Below are 25,574 nucleotides of genomic sequence, written 5' to 3'. Positions count from 1 at the left end.
CCCGAAGTGGCTGGAAGCCTACTTTGGGAGAGATACAGCGGAAAGCCTGACCCGCTGAGAATTTGTTTTTAGAATGAAGATTTGAAAGTAGCGGGTGGTGCCCAAAAGCGGATCTTGAAACCATGCCTATAATTGCGCCTGCCCCGATGTATATTTTCGAGGTAAACCCATAGAAAATAGCTTTCGGGGATGCAGACAACCGCATTACCGATGTGTATACTACCAAAGAAACTCCCTTGCTGGATATTAACTCCTCCGTTGCAAGTATGCAGAATGAACCCGAGATAAACCCGATGTGGGATCAGGAAGCCAGTTATGAATACTACCAACATGGACCACTTGCTCGCACCACTTTGGGAGATCAAGAAGTTCAAGGGATAGATTACGTGTATACCCTTCAGGGTTGGATCAAAGGAGTGAATAGCAATGGGTTGGATGCTACTAAAGATCCTGGAAAAGATGGCGATGGTGTGAGTGATAACCAACTCGTGGCACGCGATGTATTTGGATATAGTTTGCACTACTATGCAGGCGATTATTCTCCAATTGTAGGCGGAAATAACGACTTTATAGCCAATCAAGGATCAAGCGATTTAACAAACACTAGTTCAGATTTATACAACGGAAATATTGGAAGAATGGTTACTACCATTACCGATCCCAATTCCCGACATATTCTCCCACTGGGGAATGCTTACCAGTATGACCAGTTGAACCGTTTGAAACAAGCAAAGAGTTTCAATAATTACGATGAAGGTAGCAATTCCTGGGGAAGCGGAGGAACAACGATGTATTACAATGCATTTACGTATGATGCGAATGGAAACATTGAAACACAAATACGACAAAATGATGCCGGAACAACCATTGACGATTTGACTTATAACTACCACGATTTGGCGGGAAAACGACTCAGAAACAGGTTGTATGGTGTCAATGATCCTACTTTGAACGGTGATTTCTCAGATGACATTGACAATATGGTCTTCGACTCGGCGCAAAGTACTATTAACCAGAACAACAATTATATGTATGATGCTGAAGGACGATTGGTGAAAGATTTGCAAGAAGAAATAGATACCATTGTGTGGCGTGTAGATGGAAAAGTTAAATTTATTTTAAGACCAGCAAGCTCTGCGAAAAAAACAGTATCTTTCGATTATGATGCCATGGGGCACCGCATAGCTAAACACTCTTACACGTCAAACAACAGTTACTTGCTCGAAAAAAGCACATATTATATACTGGATGCTCAAGGAAAGAGCCAGCTATGGCTGGTGAAGACGAAGCAACGACAAGCGTTAGTGCGAAAGTTGCAAGGTACGATGAGTGTGTATGAACGTGTGGTAGATCACACCGAAGAAAGTATTGCTTTTTTCCAAGCAGAGAAACACATCTATGGATCTAGCAGATTGGGAATGCACAATGAACCAGTACCTATGCTGGGTTCTCAGAATACGACGTATACTATGGAGTATGTTGATCACAGAATTGGAGAACGGACGTATGAGTTATCAAACCATCTTGGCAACGTTTTATCCGTTATATCTGACAAGGCTATTCCACACGATGATGGAGGTGGAAATGTAGATTATTGGCTAGCAGATATTCGTCAATCAACTGATTACTCTCCTTTCGGTGTTACGTTGGAAGATAGGAACTTGATGCTTGTAGGGGCAGAGAAGTCGAGGTATGGATTCCAAAATCAGGAAATGGATGATGAGATTAAATTGGAAGGGAATAGCTATGATTTTGGGGCGAGGATGTATGATAGTAGATTGGGGAGATGGTTGACGATTGATGCGTTAAGTGGTAAATACCCTCATTTATCACCATATAATTTTGTTGATAATTGTCCTATCAAATTTCTCGATCCTGATGGTAGAGACATCATTGATTTTTTAAAATCAATGAGTAATGGATATGTCGTTCAAAGTAGGGTAATTCAACAATCAACCGTATTTATGAATTGGATCTCTCAATATGCAAATGTTAGTGGTTTAGATGATAGTGGTAAACTTGGTATTACCACTTCAGGAGCTAGATCGCAAATTAATCTAAAATTTGAGGTTACAAACCTTACTGGAGCAGGGGCAACATCAATCTTATTCAAAGGTAAAAACCTTACCGCTTGCACAGAAGCTGAACTAACTGGAGCAAAGCCTGAGGATTTTCAGCTTTTGATTCAATTAAATTCTAGTGTCGATAATTCTTCAGGTGGTTTGAAAGCTGGAGATAAATTATTAACGATAGGACACGAAGCGCTTTTGCATGGGGAAACGTTATCACTACTATTGCTTGATTTCTTTAATGGAACTAAAGATGCAGCAGCTCTACTTGAAGGTTACAAACAAGATGTAGATGGTGGAGGTGAGCTTGACCACTTAAAAATCACACCTGGAACAAGCACGGAGTACAGTAGTTTCATCGCTGATGTTAACCAAGTATTGATTAATAATCGAAATTTAGATACACCATTCCCCGATTTAATACCTGAAGAAAAAGGATATCCAAGAGCTAATGAATTAAATAAAACTTATGGACCAACTTCACCAAATCGTAATTTCAACAATAAAGCAGTCAACTTATCTGATGATTTTCGCCATGAAGTGGATCACGAAAAAAATCACTCATACAATCCAGATAAAAGAGGGTTTGGAGGAAACTTTTTAAAGAAACCATGAGATACTTGTTCTTTTACATATTGATTCTAAGCACTTATAGTGTTTGTGCTCAAAAAAAATATTTCTTGTATGGGGTTGATTATGTTGACACCAAAGTGAAATATTTTGAAATTGAATATGATACTTTAAGGAATGAGATATTCTTTTTTAATCCTATTAACAAACCAGTCCTTTACAGTTATCAAATAAAGTCTAAGTTTGAAAAACTCGCAGCTGAGTTTCCAGATTCTTTGACTTTAGACACGACCTTTTACACCATAATTGACAGTACTATTACTGAAAGAAAACTGCTATATAAGGCCAAATGGAATAAAGAAAAAGACTCAATATTTCTTACAGAAATAAATGGATATGCAGATACTTTTCAAAATGCACGAAACATACTAGTCTTAAATCGAAGAGGTAAACAATCAAGTCGTTTAATGCTCGCCAATTGCGAATGGGATGACTGTGGGAGTTTTAACAGAGATTGGGATGCCGATTGGTGGGTTAGAACAAAGTACAAAGGAAAAAAGAAAATAGCATCGTTAGAAAATAGACAAGTATTCATTTTCAAATATTACTACGAATCAAAATTGGATAATTTGAAATGGTATTCAACGATATATTTCGATACAAAGTCTTTATTGCCCGTAGGACTTATTATTCAAAAATTAGAATGGAAGTACAATAAAGGAAAAAAATACATGGGAATTGGTACAAAAAAATATTTTATTAAATAAGGGTAATGGTCGGCACACTCCACAGGCACACTCCACCTGATTCCGCAACTGCGCATTCCACATGATTCCGTAACAAAGGTGTTCGGATATCCGTCAAACTCTGTAAATAGTAAGGTTTCGGATAAAGGCAATAATTTTTGAAATTTTTATTGGAGCTTTTGATGGTTTTGCTTTTCGTTTTAAGGTGTTTTAAATGAAATGATTTGTTTTTAGTTGTCTGTTTTGGTTTCCATCTAAATACCCTAGTAAAACCTATGATTTTTACTTTGGCTGAGGATTGATTCGAAGATTTTCTTTATGAGAATTTTAGATACAAACCATTGGACATTGATTAAATACTTTGTTTTTTTCAATACGCGCAATTCTGGCTTTTTGAATCTGATCTTTGAAGCGGTGTTTGTTTGGAATTTCGCCATTAAGCACTTCGGTAACGTTTAATCCAAAGTGTTTGCAAGGAAATCGTTCTAGGTTGTAATAATGCATGAATCTTTTAAGATCTTTTTCATGTTGGTATTGATCATACGAGAACAATCCTTTCATAAATTCTGTTTTGTAGATGCTGTGTGTAATCTCAGACATGCTATTTGAAAAGTGGAATTCATCTGATCTCGCAGTTATTTTTTTTACTAATGGAGGAGTTTTAAGTTGATGAATCCACTCAATAAGTGATCCTTTGTTTTCAGAACCACCATCAGAAAGTATATTAATTGGGTATTTTGACTCAAGTAAATTGTAATCCTGAAAGGTTTTAATAAATAAATCGCGGATAAAATGACTATCCGGTTTGTTTGGTGTTGAACGAAAACCTAGTAAAGCACCTGAAAAATTATCCTTTATGAATGCAACATACTGAATACCGCTAGAAATTGTTGGAATATGAGTTACATCTACATGAAGCCATTCAAAAGGTCTTGTTGCACGGAATCCTTTTGGTCTATAATAGCTTTTATTTTTCGAAATTTTTTATAGCCAATCATCTTTGCATATTTCGAAAAAGTGGAACGTCCGCAACTAAGTAATCCTTTTCGCATGGAATCGTAGAAAAGAGTAGTCAATGTTTTCGATTTGTTTTCAGGAATCGAAATGATTTTTTCTATGGTCAATACTTCCTCAATGGATAACTGATTAGGATATTGTTTGTAACATTTACCCAGATTACTTTTTCTACAGATCTTTTTAGTTCTATGGCGATAATACCAACTTGTATTCACACCAATCAAATGACTAGCTTTAGTCAAAGAAAGCTTTGCCTGTTTAGCCAATTTTTCGATTGAAGATGTAATTTGATTAGCATTTTCTCGGAGTAGTTTTTTATTCCCTTCAATACATGCAATAATGCCTTTATATCCGTTGCTGATCGTGCACATTATCTTCATTCCTTTTCTCAAATGTTTATTCCTCAAGACCTCTTTTATGCAATCAAAGTCGGCAATGTATTCCTTGGCCATTTCATAACCAAAATAATCTTGATGTAGAAAAGTATTCCAATCATTTCTTGTAGTTCTAGGAATTTGAATAATTTGTTCGGGAGATAACATATTACTGTGATACATCAAAAGTATCATTGGATGGTATTTTCTTTTTAAGTGGTGCATTGGTGGTTATTTTTCTAAAAATAGGAAAGAAGTTGATCTAGCTAATTGCTTTAGTCAAATTAATGCCAGATCGAAACCAAATGAATCCGTATTAATACACATTAAAGCGCTTTAATAAGCTTATTTATTAAAGTTTCTTCAATCGATCTACTTCAAGCTTAAGTGCATCAATCATTTCCTTCAATTGGTCAGATGTTGGAACATCATTTTTGATTTTTTCTAAATCAGAAGAATCAAGATAAGCAAAGAACAAATTTTGACCCAATACTTTATTGATTTTTAATAATACTCCTGTATCAATAGTCTCTTTCTCGAATATTTCATAAACATTCCTTCTAGAGTAGTTTATATGTCCTGCAAACTCTGTTACAGACAAACCACTCTTATTTACGGCTTCTTTTATAATACTTCCAATATGCACTGTCATGACAAAGCAATATTCATCAAATTACAAGAATGAAGCATCGAATATTAGAGCGTAATTATTTCTCTTTATGAGAATTATTATTTCTCAAATTGAAAACTAATTGTATTTTTGAGCAACCAAAATCATAAAAATTATGAAAAGATTAATAATTGTATTTCTTGTTGGAGCTTCTGTTACTTCCTGCACATCCGTAAAACAAATTGGAAAAGTCAATATGATTTCAACTAGGAATATTGATCCAAATCTCGACTATTCTCTAATTTCAACCTATTCGGGTGGAAGTAAAAGAGAACTCAAAAAATCTAGAGCAAAATCTATTGAAGATGCAATAGATCAAACAGTCAAAAAGGTTCCTGGAGGTGAATTTGTGATGAATGTAAAAGTTTATACTATTCATAAATTCAACAAAGAATACTTAGCCGTTGAAGGTGATGTATGGGGCAATGCGGGTAATGTTTCCTACAAAGGATTTGAAGTTGGCGAATTGGTTATTTGGAAATCAGCTGGTTCATACAAAAAAGGGACAATTACTTCGTTGAAAGACGATAAAGTATGTTTGATTAAAACAGAAAGTGGAGATATTGTGGAGAAGAAGTATGAAGAAATTTCAGAAGCGGAGTAAGTAAAAGGGATTTAATAAGTCCCTACTTCTCTTTCAAATTCAGATATGCAATAATTAGAATGATGCAAACTAATGCAATAAGAAAAAATAGTTGCATTTTATTTTCTGAAGTCAGTTCATGATTTTCTCTGTTGACTTGAGCAACGGTCAAATTAGATTCGACTATGTCGACATCTAGGATATTTATAAATTCCATTTGGTATTGATTATTTTAACGGTATCTGTGCCTTCCTTTTGAAGCCCATATTGGTAAATCATTTTCATTTTATCCTCCCCAACTTTTTGTATATGAGTAAAGACCCCAAAATGGAAGTTTTTTCCGTTCAAGAATTCAATATGGACAACAGCTTCTTTAATGCCTTCAAGTAATTCATTTAGAATCCGCAAATTCTGTTGGAGAGGTGCATTAACAAAGCTCATAGAATCGCGCAGCTTCTTTGCTTTATTGTTATTGAACCGAATACGATTCTCCTGACTAGCAAATTTTTGATTTGTGCGTTTTGGTTCGAATTCTTCTCCTGTAAGTGGGTCAATCATAGCTGAATGTTTTACAGAAACAAAGGTATTGAAGGGAATTTTGGTTGACAAATGAAAAAGGATGAAATGGGGAGAAAAGGGATGAAAAACATATATATTATTTACAGAATAATTCGATAATTTCACTTGCATGATTGTTGAATTCAAAGCTACCTCTTTCGCTTAGTTTTTTTAATTTAATCACATTCGTTTCATCCATTTCAATGTTTAAAGTGTCATTTAGTTCGGTATTTATTCTTTTGTAAGTGAAGCTAGGATTATTGACTCGTTCCTTATCAATACCATTTTGCATAAGACTTATAAGATTCTCAACAATTTGGGATTGACCTTGCATAAACAATTCGATTAATCTTTTCTTTTTATCTTTTCTAATCCAGTACCAGATTCCCCATTTTTTGCGACTTTCTCCGTCAGAGAATTTTTGATGTCCAGTTCCCAAAGACAAGACTCTAAGATTAGAAAGATCTTGCTTAAAAGCTTCTTGAGCTTCAATTATCCCTAAGAGTGTTGGATTATTTGCTATAATACCACCATCGACCTTATTACTAAATGTTTTTTGTAATCCGTGAAGATCTGTATACTCAGACGAGTAAGGAGAAAAATAAGTAGGTGCAGCTGAAGTTGCAAGAGCTGCTTTATATGCAGGTATATGGAAATCACGAGTAAATCTTGGATGATAATCGTTTTTTAATATTGACGGTTGTCCATTGAATAGGTCGTATATTGGAATACATATTGGAACCATGCAATCTTTTAGTCTAGGATCATTTTTGTTTTTCATGATGGAGCTAAACTTGGTTCGGATTAAGTTTTCAAGTGCATCGCGTTCATATGCAGCATAGCGAAATTGCCTGATTAAATTTTTCTTCTGCCCAAAAATCGATTGGGCATTTTGGATATATAAATCATGTAATTCACTTGCTGGTATACCTAAAGATAATGCGATAGCTAGAATTCCTCCAGTTGATGTTCCACATATTAAATCAAAGTTCTGATAAATCTGCCATTTTTTTTTACCGTCAGACCTTAACTTAGCCTCTAACTCAGCAAGTATTTTAGCAGGGAATATCCCACGTATTCCACCTCCATCAATAGAAAGTATTTTAAAAGGTTTCTGATCAGAAATTTCAGTCATAGTATTATTATCTAATAGTTTTATTTTGTCCATGATCATTTCCTCCTCCATGCCAATTGCCATCAATTAACCATAGCTCATAATAAAAAAGCCACTCTGGAATCCAAGGGATTACTCGGTCTGCAATGAACATTGTTTTTTTCCATTCACCAACACCACGATCATAAAGGCATAACCATTGTTTAGCTGTATTATAAACATGAGGGAGTTTCGTACTACCTGGAAATAGTGTAAGCTTTTCTCCAATAACATAAATATTTGGATGACTGCCTTCCTTATAATGCAAGCGTATTTTGTAACATTTGCTTAAAGCAGTTGGTTGAAATTCATACCACCATCGAAGCTCTCTATCTTTGATCTCCAATTTTGATCCAGGAAACAATGTCCTTATTCTGTGCGCTTGCAATGCAATGTTTAATGGTTTCGCCTTATTCATTTGAACCATCAAATTTGTGATTCTGAACCTTTATTCCGCCAGCGGCCCCAAGAAAACCCGATTTGGCCACTGTTTGTTTTCCTGCTTCTCGGATTAATTTTTCTCGCTGACCATAATCACTGAAGACTTTTCGAACAATATCATTTCCAAAAGGTTTTGACATCGACTCGCTAATCCATTGTAGACCAAGGTTCCGAGAATTAATTATAGTTTGAATATCTAGTTTGACTTGTACAATCCATTTGTAAAAATTTACTTCTCTTTCTGGATGAGTTTCCCAGCGATCAGCAAAATTTTCATCTGGGTTTACTGGATTTGAAATCCATTTTATTTTTTTTCCATAGAAGTTTTCACGTTCTTCAATGAAATAATCCATTCGACTTACGATCTCTGATAATGCTTCAAATACATCAGACTGATGATTGTAGGCTTTTGCTGCGAGAGTTGTAATAATAATTGAAATAGGTTTTGCTTCATCCCCTTCAAACATCATGTCTCGATGCCGTTTCAGAATTTGTACAACACGTTGTAACGGAAGTTTTGTGCGCTTGTTGTTTGGTACAGGATCAATGGACTCATTGAACATCTTTATTTCTTTGGTCAATGTCGCACGCATGAAAAACCACTTTCCATAACCAATTGGATTACTCTTTAACCATTGTATATGGTTTGTCTCACTATTGTAATTAGCCAACGTATTATCCGTTATGCGTAAAGCATATGATTTCCAGTCTTCTGTTGATGAAAAATTCTTGGATTCTGAAAGCATTATGTAAAAACCTTCATTGACAATACTCGGCAAGATATCCATATGATATTGCTCCGAATCAATTTTGGAGTTCTTTCTGTACTCCAAAGTCCAACAGCGTTTGCCCTCAGGGATTTTAAGCATTTCCTTATAAGTTTCGTTGGCAGCTAATTGAGCACCAACAATACTTTTAACATCTGATTGGGTCCATCCTGACTGTTTACCGCTTAACTCACAGATTAGATCAATGTCTAAATCATCGTCTCCATGAATCGGTTTGATCATCGTTCCTAGCATAAAAGAGCCTTGTGGACGGATTTTAGGTTTATATGGTTTTAGTAAAGACCCTTCTTTTGATAACTGATCTCCAATGGCCTTATAACTTGTAACGGCATTGTCGTATTGAGTTTGGGTGATATCGAGATTGTCAGTTAAGTCATTGAAGATATCGCTAAATTGGTTTTTTTGTTCTAATGTTAACATAAGTAGTAAGATAATTGTTATAACAAGACTAATTTAATGCCATCTTTAAAATGCTGTCAAATAGTTAGTTAAATGTGTTTTTTTAATATTTTTCTGACATTTATTTATTAATTTCAAGATTGAATAACCAATCCCCGAACATTTTGTTCGGGGATTTCTGTTAAGCGTACTGGATAAGTTCCCAGGTTACTCCTTTCCCATCATAAGGAGGCATTCTATTGCCTTTTGAGATGGGTGCAGTTGTTGTGGGATTTCCAACGACTTTCCAAATACCGCTTTCAGGACAGGTTTCTCCTGTACTGGCTTTGGTACCAAGTGGTTTACGTTCCATACAAATTGTATTGAAATTCCTGACATAGGGCCAGTACCTCCGGAGAACAATTATCGTCCGGTCTCCGTTCGAACGATAATATGATTTATTCTAATGAAAATAGCTCGTGAACTAATTGACGCATTACTCCAATAATTTTTTCATGATCATGGTTTTTAAATCCATCCATTAATTGATCAAGAGACAATTGTCCGTGATTGAAAGGAAATGATCGAAACTTATTTTCATGAAAGACTGCAATAGCCAAGTCCTCTTTTTTATAGTTAGTTAATTCTAATTCTAATCTTTGTTTATCTGGAGAAGTAATACCAACCATACGAAGTTCAATTACAGGTTTTTCTGAGAGTGCTTCTAGTATATTATCTAGTGTATCACAAAAGTCTTGAATACGCAATAATTGAAAATACCAGATAAGATAACGCCCTATTCTTCTTACTTGAAGACGTGTTCCTGGATTAAGGTCATCGAATGCCCACATTGTCAGAATTGCTAATTCTATCTTTTTAGTGACGAATTGGACTATATTACTTTTTGTTGTGGGATGAAAAGCCAAATCGTGAAGAAGTGCATACACATCGGCTTGATAATCTGCTTCTTCAATGATTTTTGGATACCTTCCGATTCCTTCTGTATTACCTGAATGAATCTTATGTGAATGATCATGGATAGACTCATGAAACCAGAATAAGCGAAATGCGGTTTTTAAATCTGATTCATCTGATATGCGTGTTTTTAAGGTATGAATCAGAGAATCTGAAAGGTACCATCGGTTATTAACAAAAAATTGCGTTTCACCTGCATCGAATCCTTTGTCAGAGAATGACGATTTAAGTAACCTGGTTTTATGTAATGAAGCGAGTTTTAGCCAATAATTTTGATGAAACAGGTTTCGTACACTTGATTGAGGAAATAGCTCGTCTATCCAAGAATCAGCTTTTTTCTCTTGAAGCATTTCTAGAAATGCTTTGACATCATTATGCAAATGCGATTCCAATTTCTCCCTAAATTCGGTAATAAACTTCTTTTCATTATCTGGTACCATCCGTTCAATAAATGGCTGACGTTGAATTACGAAAGTTTCTTGATATCCAATGTCAGAGTCTTTTTTATATTCGTAAACTGTTATTTCTGGGTGAATGTTTGGTTGAATTTCCTGGCCAAGAAGAAACGCTAAGCCTGTTGGAATTGCACTAAACAAATGTATACCGCTGATTTCAGGCAAGCAATTGGCTATCGAATCAATCACATCACGAAAAGCACTCGCATAGTCATTCAATGATTTTTCTGAAGTGAAAACATCTCTATGGGTTTCTTTTGTTGTGAGTGAAATTTCTTTTAATGGATCTATAATAATGTCATCTAATGATTCTATATGAATTGGGTATGAAGCTGAGCATGTTAAAATTACATCTCCTGTAGCTTTAAAGTAATCTTTTGGAACATTTTCAGAAACAATTTCGATCGAGGTAGGAGTTTTGGTCCATTTCCAGTTTTTCTGATCGTGGTGTTTCTGAAAAACTCTTACATTTTTTAGCCCAGAAACCAAATAACCTAAGTGTATGGCTAGAGGAATAGGTGCAAGACCAAAATAAGCTATAACTGCATTTGGATTTTCATTTAGCTTAGGAAGTACTTCTTCTGAGAAGTAGTCAGATTGGATCGTTTTACGTTCTTGCCAACCAAATCCATGTGTGTCTCCCAATTCTAGGCGAGTTTTGAAACGGATGATCTCGATTTCGGAAGCGTCTGCATTTTCTTGTAATGCTTCTTGAATTTGTGTATCACTAATTTCCGCTAGGATATCATGTGCGATCACTAGATATTTAATCTTATCTTTTTTCATGATGCCTGAATTGAGGTGATGGAACGATTGAACGAATGGACCCCATAATATCATCATAGCCTAAGGGGCGATCTTCCATTTTTGCATTAATCAAATTATTAATTCCAATGCGATTAAAGAAATCAGAATATGTAAACAATGGTCTTTTTCGAAGGCATTCTTCAACAAGTTGATTAATTTGAATAACATCCAATTGAATACCCCCTGTGAGAATTTCTAGAATTGTTCTGATTTCTGTTGATTCGGGTCTTCCAAAGAAAATCTCCAAGGCGGATCTTCTGAGTACTGCTGGATCAAAGGTATTAGATCGATTACTAATAAATATCACAGCGATTCTGGATTGTTCTTTCTCAAGCGCGTCTAGTTCTTTAATTAATGCATTGACACCAGAGCGATCTTCATGATGTTGATGGTCATTTTCTCTTGAATTAACGACATCATCTGCCTCGTCAATTACTAAAATGTGATACTGATGCTTCTTATCTGCCTTTACCTGATCGAATAGTGTTGTAATACGCCCAGAAAGTTCACCTACTAATCCACTACCTCGTAAATCAGAAGGTGCATGGTATACCATAACTTCTGAGTAGTTGAGTCTCTCAGAAAGTTTAGATGCTACACATGCTGCTAACTCTGATTTTCCGCATCCCACTTCTCCGCTTAATATTACTAATCTGGGGAGTCTTAATCCTCTGTCAAGTAGCGAGAGTCCATGTGAATGATGTTTTTTTTGCCAATTAGTAATAGAATCCGGGTTCATAACGAGTTCTAAGTGGGATAAAAGCAATTGTTTTTGTTCATCCATTCCAATCAGTCTATCAAATTGTTCAAATGCCTTTTTATAGCCACCGTGGTGTTTTTCAGGTTTTATATTTATTGCTCCCATTGCCCTATTTTATTTCGATTAACGCCATATCCATCTTTTGAATATGAGCCTGCATTTGATGTTGAGCCGTCAACAAATATCCCGTTGTTTCCCCAACCTTTGGACTCGAGATATTCCCCAACTTCTTTATTTCCATACCGACGAACAACAATGCTTACAGTTGTATTGGCAGGAAATTGACGATAGTTTATTTTCCCTGAATCATTATCGGAATGAATGGTTCCGTCTGACTTAACTTTGTACTCTAATGCAACTGTTTTTCTTGGTATACCATGACTAAACTTTAGTTGGAAGTAATCTAAATCTTGTTTTGTCATGATATAAAACAAATCTTCTTTCCATTCCTTCAATTGATTAGGATTAGCTTCAAATTGATCGAATCCTCTTAGATCAATCGCGCAGAAATCATCATAAATTTTTCCCATTACGTATTTTGCTCTGCTCTCCGTATAAGTGGAGCTTACAGATGAACTATATGAGTCACTCATTGGTTAGGCATCTTTACATTGGTTACTAATTGAATTCCCGAATAGTTCAATTAAACATTCAAGACTTTTTTGATCTTCTCCTTCCTGGTCATAACGAATTGCTTGTGTCATTTTGTCTCGTGCGTGCTCCAACCAATCAGTAAGTTCGTTTATTTCTAAAGCTCCCCATTTCTTGACTACATTGTTAGTGTCGTCAACCGGGTCAAGTACCGACCAAAATTGATTTTGATCAACTTTCGGATGCTTAATGAAATCGGTAAATACAATATTCTCTTTACGATAAATAACATCATAGAGTAATGAAAACCATCTAGCTAGTGTTTCTGCATATGTAGGTTTTACTGAACAATGATCATAAGCATAGGAGCACAGGAGATTGAGAAGAAAACTTGAAACTTCTGTTTTTCCTTCACCTTTTCCTAGAATAGTTGAGTCTGATTGTTGCTTATAACGCCACCATTTAATAAGTCGTATGCATTGATTGAAATGCACAACACCTGCAATTTTATCGCTTTCTACATTGCGGCTTTTTACAAATTCTTTATGCTTGAAGACTGATGATTGACGTTTTTCCCCCGTACTGCGGATTAGCTTTTGGATATTAGTAGTTTTTGTCTCAATTAAAGGAACTATGTCAAATTGTTGTTTCATTCCCTTAAAATGAATGTTAGCGGCACTTTTCGACTTTCCTATCTCAGATGCAGGCCACCGTTCCTTAAGATACTCTTTGAAAGTATCAATCATACAATTCAGAGCATTTCCAGAACTATCTTCATCTCTGAGTACAAACGCAATATCAACATCTTGGCCTTCAACTTCATCATTTCCTCTTAAACTTCTACGAAGTCCTGTTCTTACAGCAAAGGACCCAGAGTAAGGAGAGTCTAATATTGTATATCCATCTCTTTGAGAACGAGATTCTATGCAGTCACGGATTTCACCGGCCTTGATTTTAATTTCATCAAGTGTGTCTTTTTCTGTTGCAATGTAAACTACAAAACATTTTAGCCGTCTGTGAATTACGGCTTGATTTGAAATATTCATAATTATTGATTTATGCCTGATTATTTTTAAATAATTCCCAAACATGTTTTCCGTAAGGAGATAAGAAGCAGGTTTTACCTTCTACAATTGCTTGTAATAAAGGAATTCTGTCTGGACATTCTAATAGTCTTGCCTTTTCAAAGGAAGCTAGAACAAACAATTCGTTTTTACCGATTTTTCCAGATTCATCCTGCAAGCTTTTAAAATCAAGAGATATTGATTTCTCTTTAAGTGAAAAATAGGGTTCATTAAACATCTGACGAAGAATTCGTTTTCTTACCGTTGGTAAACAAAAACGCAATGGTGTCAATTGTTTTACGAATGATTTAAATACTGGGCGTTGTTCCCAAGGGGAAAGAATCGACTCTGCATTGCTGTAAAGACTTACAGCGGTTACATGTCCTAAAATGTCTTTTGCTGCTCCCTTTAATCCATTGTAGAGAATTGAAGTAAATACTCCTTTACGTAAGAATTCTGTAGCAGTATCATTTTCAGTTGTTGCAGCAAGGATTGTCACACCCTTTCTAAGTCTTGTAAAAAGAGTTCCATCAGATTCTTCATTTGCTATTCCACCGGCAAAGCAACAATCAAGGATTACCGTAACTTCCGGAATAATGGATTTATTGATTTGTTCAATAATCCAATCCATAGAAACTCCCGAATTATCTTTTGAGGTGTTGCTACCACAGATGAAACCGCCATCATCTGTAACATTTCCGTGGCCGGAAAAGTAAAGTAATGCCATTGTTGCATCTCGTTCAAGGAGGGATGAAATTTCAGCTTTTATAGTTTCATTAGTATTGTTTAGTGATTTGGAAATCGAAAAATTTGGATCTCCTTTTTCATGACATTGCAGAACTTCTTCCATCATGCTAACGTCATTTTCACAACCTTTTAATCTGTTGTAATAGTCATACTCATTCACTCCAATTAAAAGTGCTTTTTTTTTCTCGTACATTGACATTGTCTTGTTTTTTAATGTTTCAAGGCAATGATAAATGGGTTTTCAGAAATAAAATATCAAGTATTGAATTAATAGGATTTTTACTCCAGATGATGATCTATTCAGCGTATTTTTCCTATTTTCAGACAATTAATGTTTCCCTGTGAAACCATTACGAACAGCAAAAGCCACTAGACCTTTCTCAGATGATGTTCCGGTTTTATCACGCATTTTTTTTAAACGTGCATCTATCGCTTTCTTGGTAATATTCATCTTATCGGCAATTTCCTTAGAGGTATATTCGAGTGTTAAAAGTTCAAGTACTTTGGCATCATCATCAGAAATTGATTTTCGTATTTTTTCTTCAGGTGTATCGCTCAAAGTGAAAAAATCAGATGCAAAACCATCTGCTAATTTTTGGAGGACGTCATTAGGAAAATATTTATTGTTTGCAAGGATATGAGTTACTGCGTCAACGACATAACGAGCTCCTTTATTTTTTACAATATATCCATGAGCACCATGCCTTATCATTGCAGAAACATGAGCTAAATCGTCGTGCATAGTTAGGACAAGTACCTTTACCCTTATACTGTTTTTTTGATGTATTGAAGTATTTCTAATCCATCTGGTTCCGGCATGCTAATATCAAGGATAAGCAAATCTATTTTTTTGTCATTCAAAGCCTTTATAACCTCTTCTCCTGTTGTTGCTGATCCAAGGAAGTGCAATGAATCTCCGAAATCTTCTAATTCGGAGCGAATAGCATCAATAACTATTTGGTGATCGTCTGCGATAAATACGGATGGTCTTTCTTTGATCATATTATTGGTAGTTGAATAAATATGGTTGTCCCATTTCCTTTTTCAGATAGTACTTTGATAGTACCCTGCATTGCTTCAATACGTTCGCGTGCGTTTTGTAAACCGATTCCTTCAGCATGCTTTAATGTATTCTGATCGAAGCCAATACCATTGTCGCGCACAATAATGGAAAGTTGTTCTTCACTTCCTTCAAGAATTACTTCTGCTTCTGTTGCTTCTGAATGACAAAGAATATTGTGTATAAGTAATGAAATGGTTGCTAAAATGTCTTTTCGTGAGGTAACATTTGAAAGCAATGGTTCCTTTTCTGATTGAAAAGCGACTCTTAGGGCGGTGTTTTCAGTAATGTTATTACATAAGGCGGCGATGCTATCAATTAATCCTGTTTCGTTTACTCGAATATTAACCAGATTGCGGGAGATTGTCCTAAGGTCATTACAGGAGTCATCAACTAATTGTATAGCAGTAAGAAGCTTTTCCTGAGTTTCGTTACTAGAATCTTGGGTTTTCTTTCGAAAGGATTCTAGCATTATTTGTACCACAGCAAGTTTACTGCCAAGATTATCATGAAGATCTTTTCCAATATCCTTTCTTGTTTTGCTTTCTACATTCAGAGATTCTTCCAATACACGTAAATCCGATCCATGTACAAGATCTGTCATTTCCTGTTGTAATTGTTGCTCATTTAGTTCGTTACGTTTTTTTTCGAGTCTCATCTTATAAATCAATGCCATTGTCAAAACTGATACAGATAGTAATATCATGACAATGAACATAATTATTAACCACATCCGAGTTTGATTTTCTTTTGCTTTCTCTGCTACTTTTAATCGTTTCAGTTTTTCGTTGGAAATTTTTTCTTTACTCTGAGCCTTTTCTAAGAGTGATAAAGTTTCCAGGTTATTCAATGTCAGGAAATCTATACTGTCCCTGATACGAATGTAATCCTGGTTATATCGGAATGCTGATTCAAAATCCCCTTTCATTTGGCTATATTTAATGCACAAATCCATAAAATCTTTTCTCAATGAAAGACTGGATAAAGGAGTGTTTTTCTCCAATTGGGCCTTCCAGTATGTAGCATCGTCTAATTTCTTAGACCTTATACTAGCATCCATTAAACCGAGCATAGATGAAACTTTTAACACATTTTTGTCACCGGAATTTGCATTCTGAAATACTAATTTGTAAAGGAGCAGTGAACGTTCAGGATCTTTTTCCAGGTAAAGTTCTGCACGATTGAACCAAATTGTTGGCAGATAATCCAGGAAGTTTATCTTGTGACAAAGATCTTCAGCTCTAATAAAATGAGTGTCAGCTTTGGATATCTCTCCTAGCTGCTGATATACCGTTGCTTGATTTATGATAGATTCAAATATTCCATTTTGATTTTTAAGACCTGAATATATTCGTTCTGCGGTTTTGAATTCAACTAATGCTAATCTCGGGGCTCCTTGCTTTTCATAAATTACGCCTAAATTTTGATGGGATTGACCAATGGATAATGAGTCATTTAAATGTTCTGCAATTCTTAGAGATTGTGAGACGTAAAAAAGAGCCTTTTGGAATTTACCAATATGCATAAAACACATACCTAATCCATCAATCAAACTTCCTTTCATTGATTGTTGGTCATGTGTCAATGTTTGAATTCCCTTTTGAAAATGAACGATTGCGGAATCAAATCTTTCCTGTTGCTTGAATAGAAGCCCTAATTGATTGTGGCTGCTTGCAATATCCTTAGAAATACCGATCCTTTTCCGAATTCTTAAGCTTTCCATGAGATAGTAGTAAGACCTTTTATATTGTTCTATGTGTTTGTAGTAACTTCCAATGTCTGAAAGACTGTATGCCTCGGTTTTTTTGTCTCCTAATTTGCGGGAAATATTTAAAGCAATTTTGCCATATCTAAATGATGAATCGGGGTTGATATTTCTCCATTTCCAAGCGAGCTCAGAAGCATAAACCATTTTTAAATGTTTGGTTTTGGATTGAGTAAATTTATTTGATAATTCGCCGATGTCCTGGCAAAAACATGTTCCAGTAACCAACAGAAATAATATTACTCCAATTTTCATAATGCTATAAGCTTAGGGTTTTGCAAAATACAAAAAACAGCAGGATCTTAGATCCTGCTGTTAAAGACTTATAGCTTGGATCCCTCGATTGGTCGAGTATCCTTTTGAGCGTCTACAGTTCTGACGCGCTTTTTACCAAGTAAATTGGATTGTTCGTCGTAGAACTCGGCTTCAATGAAGCTTCCATTGAATTTCCCTAGGTCTGCATCTAATTCATCCGGGCCTCTTGAGTCTCCTCCAACGATGTAGGTAATAAGATAACCGCTGTTATCTTCTGGGTGAATACTCATGTCAGATACAGAAACAAAACCATATAGGTTTGTCTCTGCAAATGAACCCGCAAAGCAGTAGTCTTTTGGATCTGAACCTTCCTTATAAAGAAGATCTCCTTTTGCTGTAAACATAAAGTTGTAATTTTAATTTACACAAAGGTCAGAAGCTGCTTAGCGTTATACAATAGGATATTTACTACTAATTAAGGATTGAAATTGGGTATAATTCCTATGCGATTTCTCTTTTTAATTCTTCAATAAACTCTGAAGAATTAAGATCTGTGAATTCTAGTATTTTCCTATAAAAACAAGAACGTAACAGCTCTGAGAGGTTTGCAATTGTTTTGCCTAAATAGGAATGCTTCCCTCTTGAATCCATTTCATTGAGTTCTCCACTAGACCCATGTACGATTTCACTTCTTAGTTCATATGCCTTACTAAGAATGTTATATACTTCTTCCCGATCATATTTATCCGAAAGGAATTTAGAACATCTGGTTGCAATATTTCGTTTAATGGAACCCTCATTGTTTTTTACTAATAGAGCTTCAAATGCGATCATTAAGTCGATAACTTGATCTTCCTGTTCAGATTTTTGAATTGAGAAGAGGTATCGACGGAGAGCTATTTGAATCGGTTGATTTTCAGATTGAAGTAGATATCTTTTCCAATAATTTTTAATCTTTTCAGAGTCTTCAAGTTTGAGAATATATTCCTCTGAAAAATGAGCTGATACCTTTGGGTTAGTTGTAAATCCGGCCTGTTTGTATTCTTCTTCAACCTTAATATGACGAAGTGCATTAGCAACCTTCGTTTTGCCACACAAGAAAATTGTAAAGAAAAGATTTAAATCATCTAGTAATTTGAATAATTTTCTTGGGAATGTACTTTCATTACTTTCCGTATAATTGTATTCAATAATGAACTGTTGATTTTTGACATTGTATTCGATTCTCCTGTATATTTCTTCTAACTCTAAATCAGTACCTTTTCGAATAATAATTTGATCGCTCAGTTTAAGTTCGGTTAACTCGGAATTAAATCCCAGAAGAAGGATTTTGTCTTTGCGTTGAATTTCTTTCATTTTTCTAATATTTAATCTTTAGGGTCTTTGATTTCTTCTTGGGATGAATCCTCGGTTGTTTTGATCGGATTACGATTCTTCATTTTCTCTCTACGACTTGCGATTATTTCTGCAATTCTTTCTTCTAACTTAGTATTCTTAAAAACCTCTTTATTCTCTTCAGGGATACTTTCTAAGTACTGGACAATTTGCAAGATTTGGTTTTGAAAATTCTCAACGATCCTATGTGCAACCAAGTATTCATCTTCAGTTACCTGCATAGGTGTTTCAATGCTATTTGAATAATCGACGTAAAACCCTTTATTCTTTTGAGGATTCGCATTATCCCACCAATCAAATAATTCAGGTAGAGTTCTGAATAATGCTAGCGCTTCCTTTTTTGCTTCTCGCACAATGGTTTCTTCAGAACCTGTGATCTTAATTCTCCCCGAAATTTGATCTCTCGATTTTTCGACTAAGCCCATCATAAGCGACATGATAGGATACATTATACTTATTAAAGACGCCAAATTATGTTTGATTATATGATCAGTAAAGAATAAGTGGATTTTGGGAATATCCTTAAGTTTGAATCCGAAATGTTGAGCATAAATCAGAATTCCCGAGATAGATTGCTCGGTGGAGAGGATTAAAAGTGATACAGGGATACCATATTGTCCAGTTTCGGATGCAGCTTCTGCCGATTTTTTGTGCATTTCAGCAGATTCGAAGTACTTTTTTGCTGCTTCCAGGTATTCATCGGCTTTCATAGCCTTAAGGAAGTTACGTTCGATTCCCATTACGAGTAGTTTGTGTTTCAGTTTCTAGAACTAAAATAAATCATTTTGTAAATACTAGACAAGTTATTATCCAATCTTCACATTATTTAAGAATCATTTTTTTATACTCAATACCTAATCATTCTAACATTCAGTTCTCTTAACAGCAAAAGAAATCTTCATTTGTTTACCCTATGTTTACCCCTAAAATAAAAATTCCTCTGCAAACCATTGTTTACAGAGGAATTATTTTTTAAAAGTGACCCAATCAGGATTCGAACCTGAGACCTACTGCTTAGAAGGCAGTTGCTCTATCCAGCTGAGCTATTGGGCCAGTTTTTATAGTAATTGGCAATTACTTCGTTTATCTTTAAGTAGTCATCTGCTTTCCTGAGACCTTCCCGACTTAAGGTCGGGATGCTCTATCCAGCTGAGCTATTGGGCCTAATCATTTTTAAATAAAAAAGGGGATGATTGCTCATCCCCTTTTTTTTCGTCGGGGCGGCCAGATTCGAACTGACGACCTCCTGGTCCCAAACCAGGCGCGATACCGGGCTACGCTACGCCCCGAACTAGGCTTTTATTTCAACGAACTTCAATCGCTTTTGAAGTGCTTTTTTTCTTTTTGAGAGTGCAAAGATACTCATTTATTTCACTTATGCAAGCTCAAAAAAGAAAATTTCAGGCTTTTCACCTTTAATTATTGCGGAGAGAGCGAGATTCGAACTCGCGGTACCGTTACCAGTACGTCAGTTTAGCAAACTGGTGGTTTCAGCCACTCACCCATCCCTCCAAAATGTTACAAAGAACGTGTCTTAGGTCTTACTAAGACAGGCGCAAAATTAATAAATGCATCGTTCTATCAAAGCATTTTCAGGAAAAAAAATCAAAAAAATGATTTTGAGTCGCATTAAATGGAGTTAACAATTGGTTAATCTCTAAAAATCAGGTCTTTCAACTGTTCGCGTTGTTCTTTCAGATTTTGAAGAATTGCACTTCGTCTGTGCGCAAATCGGCCAAATCGCTGTTTTGAATTGAGATGTTTCATGTAGCGCATGAAGAAATGAGCAAATGTGCCAAACAAAGGCAAGACAGCTAAATAAAGCAGCGTTTGTAACCAGGAAAAATCAAAACAGAAATGTACGATCAATCCAAAACCGGCATAATTCAGCGGATACAAAACCAATCCCAGTAAAATGGATAGAGGAGCGTGGTATTCCACTTCCTTTGATAATTTTGGAACAATCCATCCGATAAACCAATAGGGGAGAACATGATGTACAAATCCAACTAAAAAGATGGGAACGGTACTGATTACAAACAGCCAACTTTGAATAAATTGACGGATAAATAATCCTGGGCGATACGGACGGTCTAAAAAATCGGGTTTAATCCCTAAAAACTGAAGTGATGCAGCTAATTTGGTTGTTTCAGTTTGAATATCATCCACTTTCCATGGTGCAGTCAAACTGTATTCCTCTAGTCTGTTTTGAACAGATTTCATGAAATTCATCTCGTCGCTTACCTGTGTGCGATTAGTGTATTTAGTGACGAAAAGTGTGCTTAATTGTTCCACCAAATCTTCTCGTGCAGAATCATCGAGTGTTACAAAAACGCGCGATAATTCAACTCTAAATCGTTCTGTGAGTAATTTTGCCGCATTTCCTGGGTTGATTTCATATTCTTTCCATAAATCATCAATCTCAATAGATTTCCCCACATGAACCAGCACTTTTCCACGGTATGAATCTGCAGAAATGTAATTGAGACCTATTGGAACCACTTTTAATCCCAATTTTCCTTGGTTTCTGCGTTCCACTTCCAAAGCAATACGTGCGGTTCCTGTTTTAATTTCACGTAATTTTCTCTCTAAAAAGCTGGTTCCTTCTGGAAAAACAACTAATATTTCACCTCGTTCTAATAATTCGTAACAGGCTGCAAAGGAATCTTTGTTGCTAACTCCTGAAACAGCTCCATCCGATTTTCGATTGATTGGAATCATTCCCAAAGCACCCAATAATTTGCGTTTGAAAGGTGAATTAAAGAAAGTTGCCTTAGCCATAAAATGAACACGTCTTCGATTGGCGAAACCTACCATCCAAGCATCCATTAAGGTGTTTGGGTGATTGGCGATAATAATCAATGGACCTTCTTCCTTTTCTAAAAGGTGTTTATTGATTACTCGAATTTCTCGGTAATAATGTCTGATTCCAAATGAAATAATCGCCCTTAAGATGCGGTACAACATAGCTAGATTTTGAACGAATTTACATATTTCCTAATTACGAATGCCGAATTGCGAGGATATTCAAAATGAGTGTATACTTTCCGATGATTAAACTTCCTTTGATAATAGAATACAATTATTGAAATTGAATTTTAAGATTATTCACTACAATTTACAACGATTGTTAACTCGAAGCAAAAGCGACATTCTAGAAGTAAAGCTCAAAAAAAGCGTTTACGTTTTGATTCTTCAGAATCAACACTTTTTCAGAAAAACAAGGAGTTGGCTTTTTTGCTTTATGGCTTTGAATAACGCTAAAAGGCAGTTTTGCTTACTTACCTCAGCATTTGACTTTTTGAGAAAGTCATGCTTCGTCTTCATGAGTTTTCCTCATTCTTCTGCCTTAGCAAAAAGTAAGAAGTATTACGTGTTCAAATAAGTATTGAATTTTCTGTTATAATTGTTTAGACTCGTTATTGAATCATTTAGATATTTCAACGATTATGAGACTAACTTCGCTATTTTGATTTTCTGCTCTGTAATCAATCAATTGGGCACTCATAATTCGCAATTCGTAATTACCTTTGCGTATGATTGAACGCGCGCTTTTTAGAAATTCAGAAACCTCCTTCCTTATTGGAATTGGATGCGAATCTGAGTTTGTATTAAATGCTGATCTAAACTGGAATGCGCTGGATGAATTTATCGATGTACATAAAGGAAAAACCTTATTTACAGTCATTAATTACCAACTTGGATTAGATATTCTGACAATTCAACGTAATCCAAATCAACTACCTTTAATGCGGGTTTGGATTCCAGAAAGCACGTTTTTGTACGAAGGTGTAAATGCTTATCTGTTGGAAGGAGAATACAATGAACTAAATCACCAATTAGCGGAAGAATTATTTGAAACAACGGAAGAAATTTCAGCCATTCAATGGACTGCGAAAATCGATCGAAAGAATTATTTAGAACGTGTCAATAAGCTTAAGGAACACATTCAATTAGGTGATGTTTACGAATTGAATTTCTGCCAAAGTATCGAATCGCAATCTGTTGAATTAACTTCTATTCAGCCTTTTTTTAAACGGATGTGGGATGCCAATCCAACACCATTTGCTGGACTAGTTGAAACGGAAAACTGGATGTTGGCTTCTGCAAGTCCTGAGCGATTCATTCAGAAAAAAGGATCAAAACTCATTTCACAACCGATTAAAGGCACTGCCCCAAGAGGAAAAACGGAATATGAGGATCAGGAAAATATTCAAGGATTGGAATCCAGTAAGAAGGAACGCGCAGAAAATGTAATGATTGTTGATTTGGTGCGAAACGATTTATCGCGACTTGCAACTAAAGGAAGTGTGAATGTAGATGAATTATGCAAAACATATACTTTTCCAACGGTTCATCAATTAATTTCTACGATTTCATGCGAATTGAGAGAGGAAGTAACTTTTTCTGAAATCCTAAAAGCGACTTTTCCAATGGGGTCAATGACAGGTGCCCCGAAAAAAGCCGCGGTTGAATTGGCGCAAAAATACGAAGGCTTTTCCCGTGAATTTTATTCCGGATCATTGGGTGTAATTTATCCAAATGGAGATTTTGATTTGAATGTATTAATTCGGACGCTTGTTTACAATCAGGAAAGCAAAAAAATTTCGTGTGGCGTTGGTGGAGCCATTACGATACTTTCTGATGCAGAAGCTGAATACGAAGAATGCAAAGTGAAAGTTGGTAAGATTTTATCTCTTTTTGGATCATGTCAGTGGTAATTGAATCAATTAGTAAATTTGACCTAGATCGTTTGAATATCTGTGTCGCCTGTTCAGCTGGATTGGATTCTACCGTTTTACTCGAAGCTTTGATTCAATTGGGACATAGTCCTAAAATTCTTCACATTAACTATCAATTGCGGGAAGAAGATAGTGAAAAAGATGAGGAATTTGTTCGTGATTTGGCGAAAAAATATGAGTTGGAAATTGAAGTAATTCATTGTCCGAAGGAAATTACGAAAGGAAAAGGAATCAACATCCAAGAAGCAGCTCGTAATTTCCGACATGCGCATTTTCAACAATTTATTCATGAAAATTCAGCGAATAGAATTCTACTAGCGCATCATCAAGACGATCAAATTGAAACGTTCTTCTTACAGCTTTTGCGCGGATCAGGAATTTTTGGTTTGGGAGGAATGCATGCTGAAAGAAAGGGGATTATTCGTCCGTTTTTGAGCCTGACAAAAGAAGAATTGCGTGATTTCGCTCTTGAAAATAAACTTCAATGGAGAGAAGATTGGAGCAATCAAGAAAATAAGTACAAGCGAAATCAGTTTCGCAATCAGATTATTCCGCAATTAGTAGAATCGAACCCGAATCTGATTGAATCAATTCGGACTATTCAAGAAGTGTTTCGAGAAGAACAGCAATCGATTTATGCGAATTTACAGCGTCGATTACAAGGATGGGAAAAGAGTTTTGTTATTTCATACGACGAATGGGATAACTTGACGGTTGAAGAACGAATAATTGTTTGTAATCAATTCGATTGGCCGTATTGGATGATTGAACGTATCCAAGAATTAAAGGAATCCAAACTTAGCTCTAAAATTGATAAGAGTCCAGTTTTCAGAACCAAAGACGGCTTTTCTTGGAATTCGAATTTGGAAGAAATTACTCATTGGGAATTCAAGATTGAAGAAGTTGAATTCTTACCTGATACATTTACGAAATGGGAAGCCTATTTGGATCAATCTGTTTCTAAGAACTCATTAAAAAAAGGCTTTTCTAGTAAAACAGATTTTATCTATCCAATTGGAATGTCGGGTAAAAGTAATGTGCACAAATTGCTGAAAGACAAAGGGGTTCCGGAACAATGGAGAAGTACGTATCCTGTTTTTTGGAGTGGAGGTCAAATTGTTTGGATTCCAGGTGTTACAGTTTCAAGAAATCACGTGTCGACCAATACTAGTGCTTTGAAAATCAGCGTATCACAAGGTTTAACTAATTTGTAACACTTTTTTTTTCTGAAATGTATTTTTGGAATTAATTTTTTATTAAATTTCGGATTGTACACTCTTAATATACCCCGATAATGGAACCAATTACAGTAGAGAAAGAGGTTGTAAAAGACTTGACTTTTAAACTTCTTGTTGAATTTGAACAACAATCAGACATTCGTGCGAAATTAGATGAAGCAACGAGGTTGGGGAACGGTTATCACCATAAAGTTGGGATAATATTTCACGATGATGAGGGTTTGAAAAGAGTCAATACAACGATTTGGGCAACTGGTCAAAAATACATTTGTTTGAAAGGAGGTATGTGGATTCCAATTGATCATATTGTGGAATTGAAGTTTTAGCTTTTCAAGAAAAGAAGATAAACTCTTATTGCCAAGCAGTTTTCGTT

At 35.6% G+C, this 25,574-nt stretch carries 26 protein-coding genes and 3 tRNA genes; 6 read left to right on the top strand and 23 right to left on the bottom strand.

Annotated elements, in window-relative coordinates; translation table 11 throughout:
• Positions 1 to 266: 266 nt before the first annotated feature.
• Together FLUTA_RS02175 and FLUTA_RS02170 are read left to right on the top strand one after the other, a co-directional pair.
• The gene (locus FLUTA_RS02175; protein WP_148235378.1) at positions 267 to 2,684 is read left to right on the top strand and encodes an RHS repeat domain-containing protein; all 2,418 of its coding nucleotides are present in this window, start codon (positions 267 to 269) and stop codon (positions 2,682 to 2,684) included.
• The gene (locus FLUTA_RS02170) at positions 2,681 to 3,406 is read left to right on the top strand and encodes a hypothetical protein (protein WP_013685209.1); all 726 of its coding nucleotides are present in this window, start codon (positions 2,681 to 2,683) and stop codon (positions 3,404 to 3,406) included. Before FLUTA_RS02175 ends, FLUTA_RS02170 begins: the two co-directional genes overlap by 4 nt.
• Positions 3,407 to 3,712: 306 nt before the next feature.
• Here the strand turns inward: FLUTA_RS02170 and FLUTA_RS02165 are convergent, their stop codons facing one another.
• From FLUTA_RS02165 to FLUTA_RS21670, 3 genes are all read right to left on the bottom strand, one after another.
• Positions 3,713 to 3,985, bottom strand: a complete 273-nt coding sequence (locus FLUTA_RS02165) for a hypothetical protein (protein ID WP_043023589.1) — start codon at positions 3,983 to 3,985, stop codon at positions 3,713 to 3,715.
• A 308-nt stretch (positions 3,986 to 4,293) separates the two neighbouring features.
• Positions 4,294 to 5,001 carry a hypothetical protein gene (locus FLUTA_RS02160; protein WP_148235377.1) on the bottom strand — a complete coding sequence of 236 codons (708 nt, stop codon included), beginning with the start codon at positions 4,999 to 5,001 and terminating at the stop codon, positions 4,294 to 4,296.
• A gap of 127 nt (positions 5,002 to 5,128) precedes the next feature.
• The gene (locus FLUTA_RS21670; protein WP_013685208.1) at positions 5,129 to 5,428 is read right to left on the bottom strand and encodes a helix-turn-helix domain-containing protein; all 300 of its coding nucleotides are present in this window, start codon (positions 5,426 to 5,428) and stop codon (positions 5,129 to 5,131) included.
• A gap of 133 nt (positions 5,429 to 5,561) precedes the next feature.
• Between FLUTA_RS21670 and FLUTA_RS02150 the strand changes: the two genes are divergently transcribed.
• Entirely contained in the window at positions 5,562 to 6,050 is a 489-nt protein-coding gene (locus FLUTA_RS02150; RefSeq protein WP_013685207.1) for a hypothetical protein, read from the top strand.
• A gap of 183 nt (positions 6,051 to 6,233) precedes the next feature.
• Here the strand turns inward: FLUTA_RS02150 and FLUTA_RS02145 are convergent, their stop codons facing one another.
• The 20 genes from FLUTA_RS02145 to FLUTA_RS02055 form a co-directional block, all read right to left on the bottom strand.
• Positions 6,234 to 6,719 carry a hypothetical protein gene (locus tag FLUTA_RS02145; RefSeq protein WP_043023587.1) on the bottom strand — a complete coding sequence of 162 codons (486 nt, stop codon included), beginning with the start codon at positions 6,717 to 6,719 and terminating at the stop codon, positions 6,234 to 6,236.
• Entirely contained in the window at positions 6,685 to 7,755 is a 1,071-nt protein-coding gene (locus tag FLUTA_RS02140) for a CBASS cGAMP-activated phospholipase (RefSeq protein WP_013685204.1), read from the bottom strand. Before FLUTA_RS02140 ends, FLUTA_RS02145 begins: the two co-directional genes overlap by 35 nt.
• Positions 7,730 to 8,158 (bottom strand): type II CBASS E2 protein, encoded by a 429-nt coding sequence (locus tag FLUTA_RS02135; RefSeq protein ID WP_013685203.1) that lies wholly within the window; start codon positions 8,156 to 8,158, stop codon positions 7,730 to 7,732. Before FLUTA_RS02135 ends, FLUTA_RS02140 begins: the two co-directional genes overlap by 26 nt.
• A complete protein-coding gene (locus FLUTA_RS02130) occupies positions 8,151 to 9,389 on the bottom strand; it encodes an SMODS domain-containing nucleotidyltransferase (protein ID WP_013685202.1) in 1,239 nt (412 codons plus the stop codon). Before FLUTA_RS02130 ends, FLUTA_RS02135 begins: the two co-directional genes overlap by 8 nt.
• Before the next feature lie 160 nt (positions 9,390 to 9,549).
• The gene (locus FLUTA_RS21500) at positions 9,550 to 9,720 is read right to left on the bottom strand and encodes a hypothetical protein (protein ID WP_013685201.1); all 171 of its coding nucleotides are present in this window, start codon (positions 9,718 to 9,720) and stop codon (positions 9,550 to 9,552) included.
• 85 nt (positions 9,721 to 9,805) lie between these two features.
• The gene (locus FLUTA_RS02125; RefSeq protein WP_013685200.1) at positions 9,806 to 11,563 is read right to left on the bottom strand and encodes an SAVED domain-containing protein; all 1,758 of its coding nucleotides are present in this window, start codon (positions 11,561 to 11,563) and stop codon (positions 9,806 to 9,808) included.
• Entirely contained in the window at positions 11,550 to 12,449 is a 900-nt protein-coding gene (locus FLUTA_RS02120) for an AAA family ATPase (RefSeq protein WP_013685199.1), read from the bottom strand. Before FLUTA_RS02120 ends, FLUTA_RS02125 begins: the two co-directional genes overlap by 14 nt.
• Positions 12,437 to 12,937, bottom strand: coding sequence for an HORMA-1 domain-containing protein (locus tag FLUTA_RS02115; protein WP_013685198.1), 501 nt, complete (start codon positions 12,935 to 12,937; stop codon positions 12,437 to 12,439). The genes FLUTA_RS02120 and FLUTA_RS02115 overlap by 13 nt, the downstream gene beginning before the upstream one ends.
• A gap of 3 nt (positions 12,938 to 12,940) precedes the next feature.
• Positions 12,941 to 13,981 carry a CBASS oligonucleotide cyclase gene (locus tag FLUTA_RS02110; protein ID WP_013685197.1) on the bottom strand — a complete coding sequence of 347 codons (1,041 nt, stop codon included), beginning with the start codon at positions 13,979 to 13,981 and terminating at the stop codon, positions 12,941 to 12,943.
• 10 nt (positions 13,982 to 13,991) lie between these two features.
• Positions 13,992 to 14,939, bottom strand: coding sequence for a caspase family protein (locus FLUTA_RS02105; RefSeq protein ID WP_169312047.1), 948 nt, complete (start codon positions 14,937 to 14,939; stop codon positions 13,992 to 13,994).
• Positions 14,940 to 15,074: 135 nt separating this feature from the next.
• Positions 15,075 to 15,488: a LuxR C-terminal-related transcriptional regulator gene (locus tag FLUTA_RS02100; protein WP_043023583.1), complete on the bottom strand. Its 414-nt coding sequence runs from the start codon at positions 15,486 to 15,488 to the stop codon at positions 15,075 to 15,077.
• A 23-nt stretch (positions 15,489 to 15,511) separates the two neighbouring features.
• Entirely contained in the window at positions 15,512 to 15,748 is a 237-nt protein-coding gene (locus tag FLUTA_RS02095) for a response regulator transcription factor (protein WP_043023582.1), read from the bottom strand.
• Entirely contained in the window at positions 15,745 to 17,826 is a 2,082-nt protein-coding gene (locus FLUTA_RS02090; protein ID WP_013685195.1) for a tetratricopeptide repeat-containing sensor histidine kinase, read from the bottom strand. Before FLUTA_RS02090 ends, FLUTA_RS02095 begins: the two co-directional genes overlap by 4 nt.
• A gap of 68 nt (positions 17,827 to 17,894) precedes the next feature.
• Positions 17,895 to 18,230: a hypothetical protein gene (locus FLUTA_RS02085; protein WP_013685194.1), complete on the bottom strand. Its 336-nt coding sequence runs from the start codon at positions 18,228 to 18,230 to the stop codon at positions 17,895 to 17,897.
• 97 nt (positions 18,231 to 18,327) lie between these two features.
• On the bottom strand, positions 18,328 to 19,182 hold the full coding sequence (locus FLUTA_RS02080) for a HEPN domain-containing protein (protein WP_013685193.1): 855 nt from the start codon (positions 19,180 to 19,182) through the stop codon (positions 18,328 to 18,330).
• Positions 19,183 to 19,193: 11 nt separating this feature from the next.
• Positions 19,194 to 19,961 carry an AbiV family abortive infection protein gene (locus tag FLUTA_RS02075; protein WP_013685192.1) on the bottom strand — a complete coding sequence of 256 codons (768 nt, stop codon included), beginning with the start codon at positions 19,959 to 19,961 and terminating at the stop codon, positions 19,194 to 19,196.
• Between the two features lie 239 nt (positions 19,962 to 20,200).
• A tRNA-Arg gene (locus tag FLUTA_RS02070) sits at positions 20,201 to 20,274 on the bottom strand.
• Positions 20,275 to 20,436: 162 nt separating this feature from the next.
• Positions 20,437 to 20,510, bottom strand: a tRNA-Pro gene (locus FLUTA_RS02065).
• A gap of 136 nt (positions 20,511 to 20,646) precedes the next feature.
• Positions 20,647 to 20,733: transfer RNA gene (locus tag FLUTA_RS02060), tRNA-Ser, on the bottom strand.
• Between the two features lie 138 nt (positions 20,734 to 20,871).
• Complete coding sequence (locus FLUTA_RS02055; protein WP_013685191.1) at positions 20,872 to 22,188, bottom strand: lysophospholipid acyltransferase family protein; 1,317 nt, start codon at positions 22,186 to 22,188, stop codon at positions 20,872 to 20,874.
• 569 nt (positions 22,189 to 22,757) lie between these two features.
• Here FLUTA_RS02055 and FLUTA_RS02050 point away from each other — a divergent pair.
• The 3 genes from FLUTA_RS02050 to FLUTA_RS02040 all read left to right on the top strand — a co-directional run bounded on the left by FLUTA_RS02050 (position 22,758) and on the right by FLUTA_RS02040 (position 25,527).
• Positions 22,758 to 23,942: a chorismate-binding protein gene (locus FLUTA_RS02050; protein WP_013685190.1), complete on the top strand. Its 1,185-nt coding sequence runs from the start codon at positions 22,758 to 22,760 to the stop codon at positions 23,940 to 23,942.
• Entirely contained in the window at positions 23,930 to 25,177 is a 1,248-nt protein-coding gene (tilS, locus tag FLUTA_RS20470) for a tRNA lysidine(34) synthetase TilS (RefSeq protein WP_013685189.1), read from the top strand. Before FLUTA_RS02050 ends, tilS begins: the two co-directional genes overlap by 13 nt.
• Before the next feature lie 80 nt (positions 25,178 to 25,257).
• Positions 25,258 to 25,527 carry a hypothetical protein gene (locus tag FLUTA_RS02040; protein ID WP_013685188.1) on the top strand — a complete coding sequence of 90 codons (270 nt, stop codon included), beginning with the start codon at positions 25,258 to 25,260 and terminating at the stop codon, positions 25,525 to 25,527.
• Positions 25,528 to 25,574 lie beyond the last annotated feature (47 nt).

Origin of the sequence: Fluviicola taffensis DSM 16823 (genome assembly GCF_000194605.1) — a bacterium.
Lineage (GTDB): Bacteria > Bacteroidota > Bacteroidia > Flavobacteriales_D > Crocinitomicaceae > Fluviicola > Fluviicola taffensis.
This window is presented reverse-complemented; position numbering and strand designations above follow the sequence as displayed.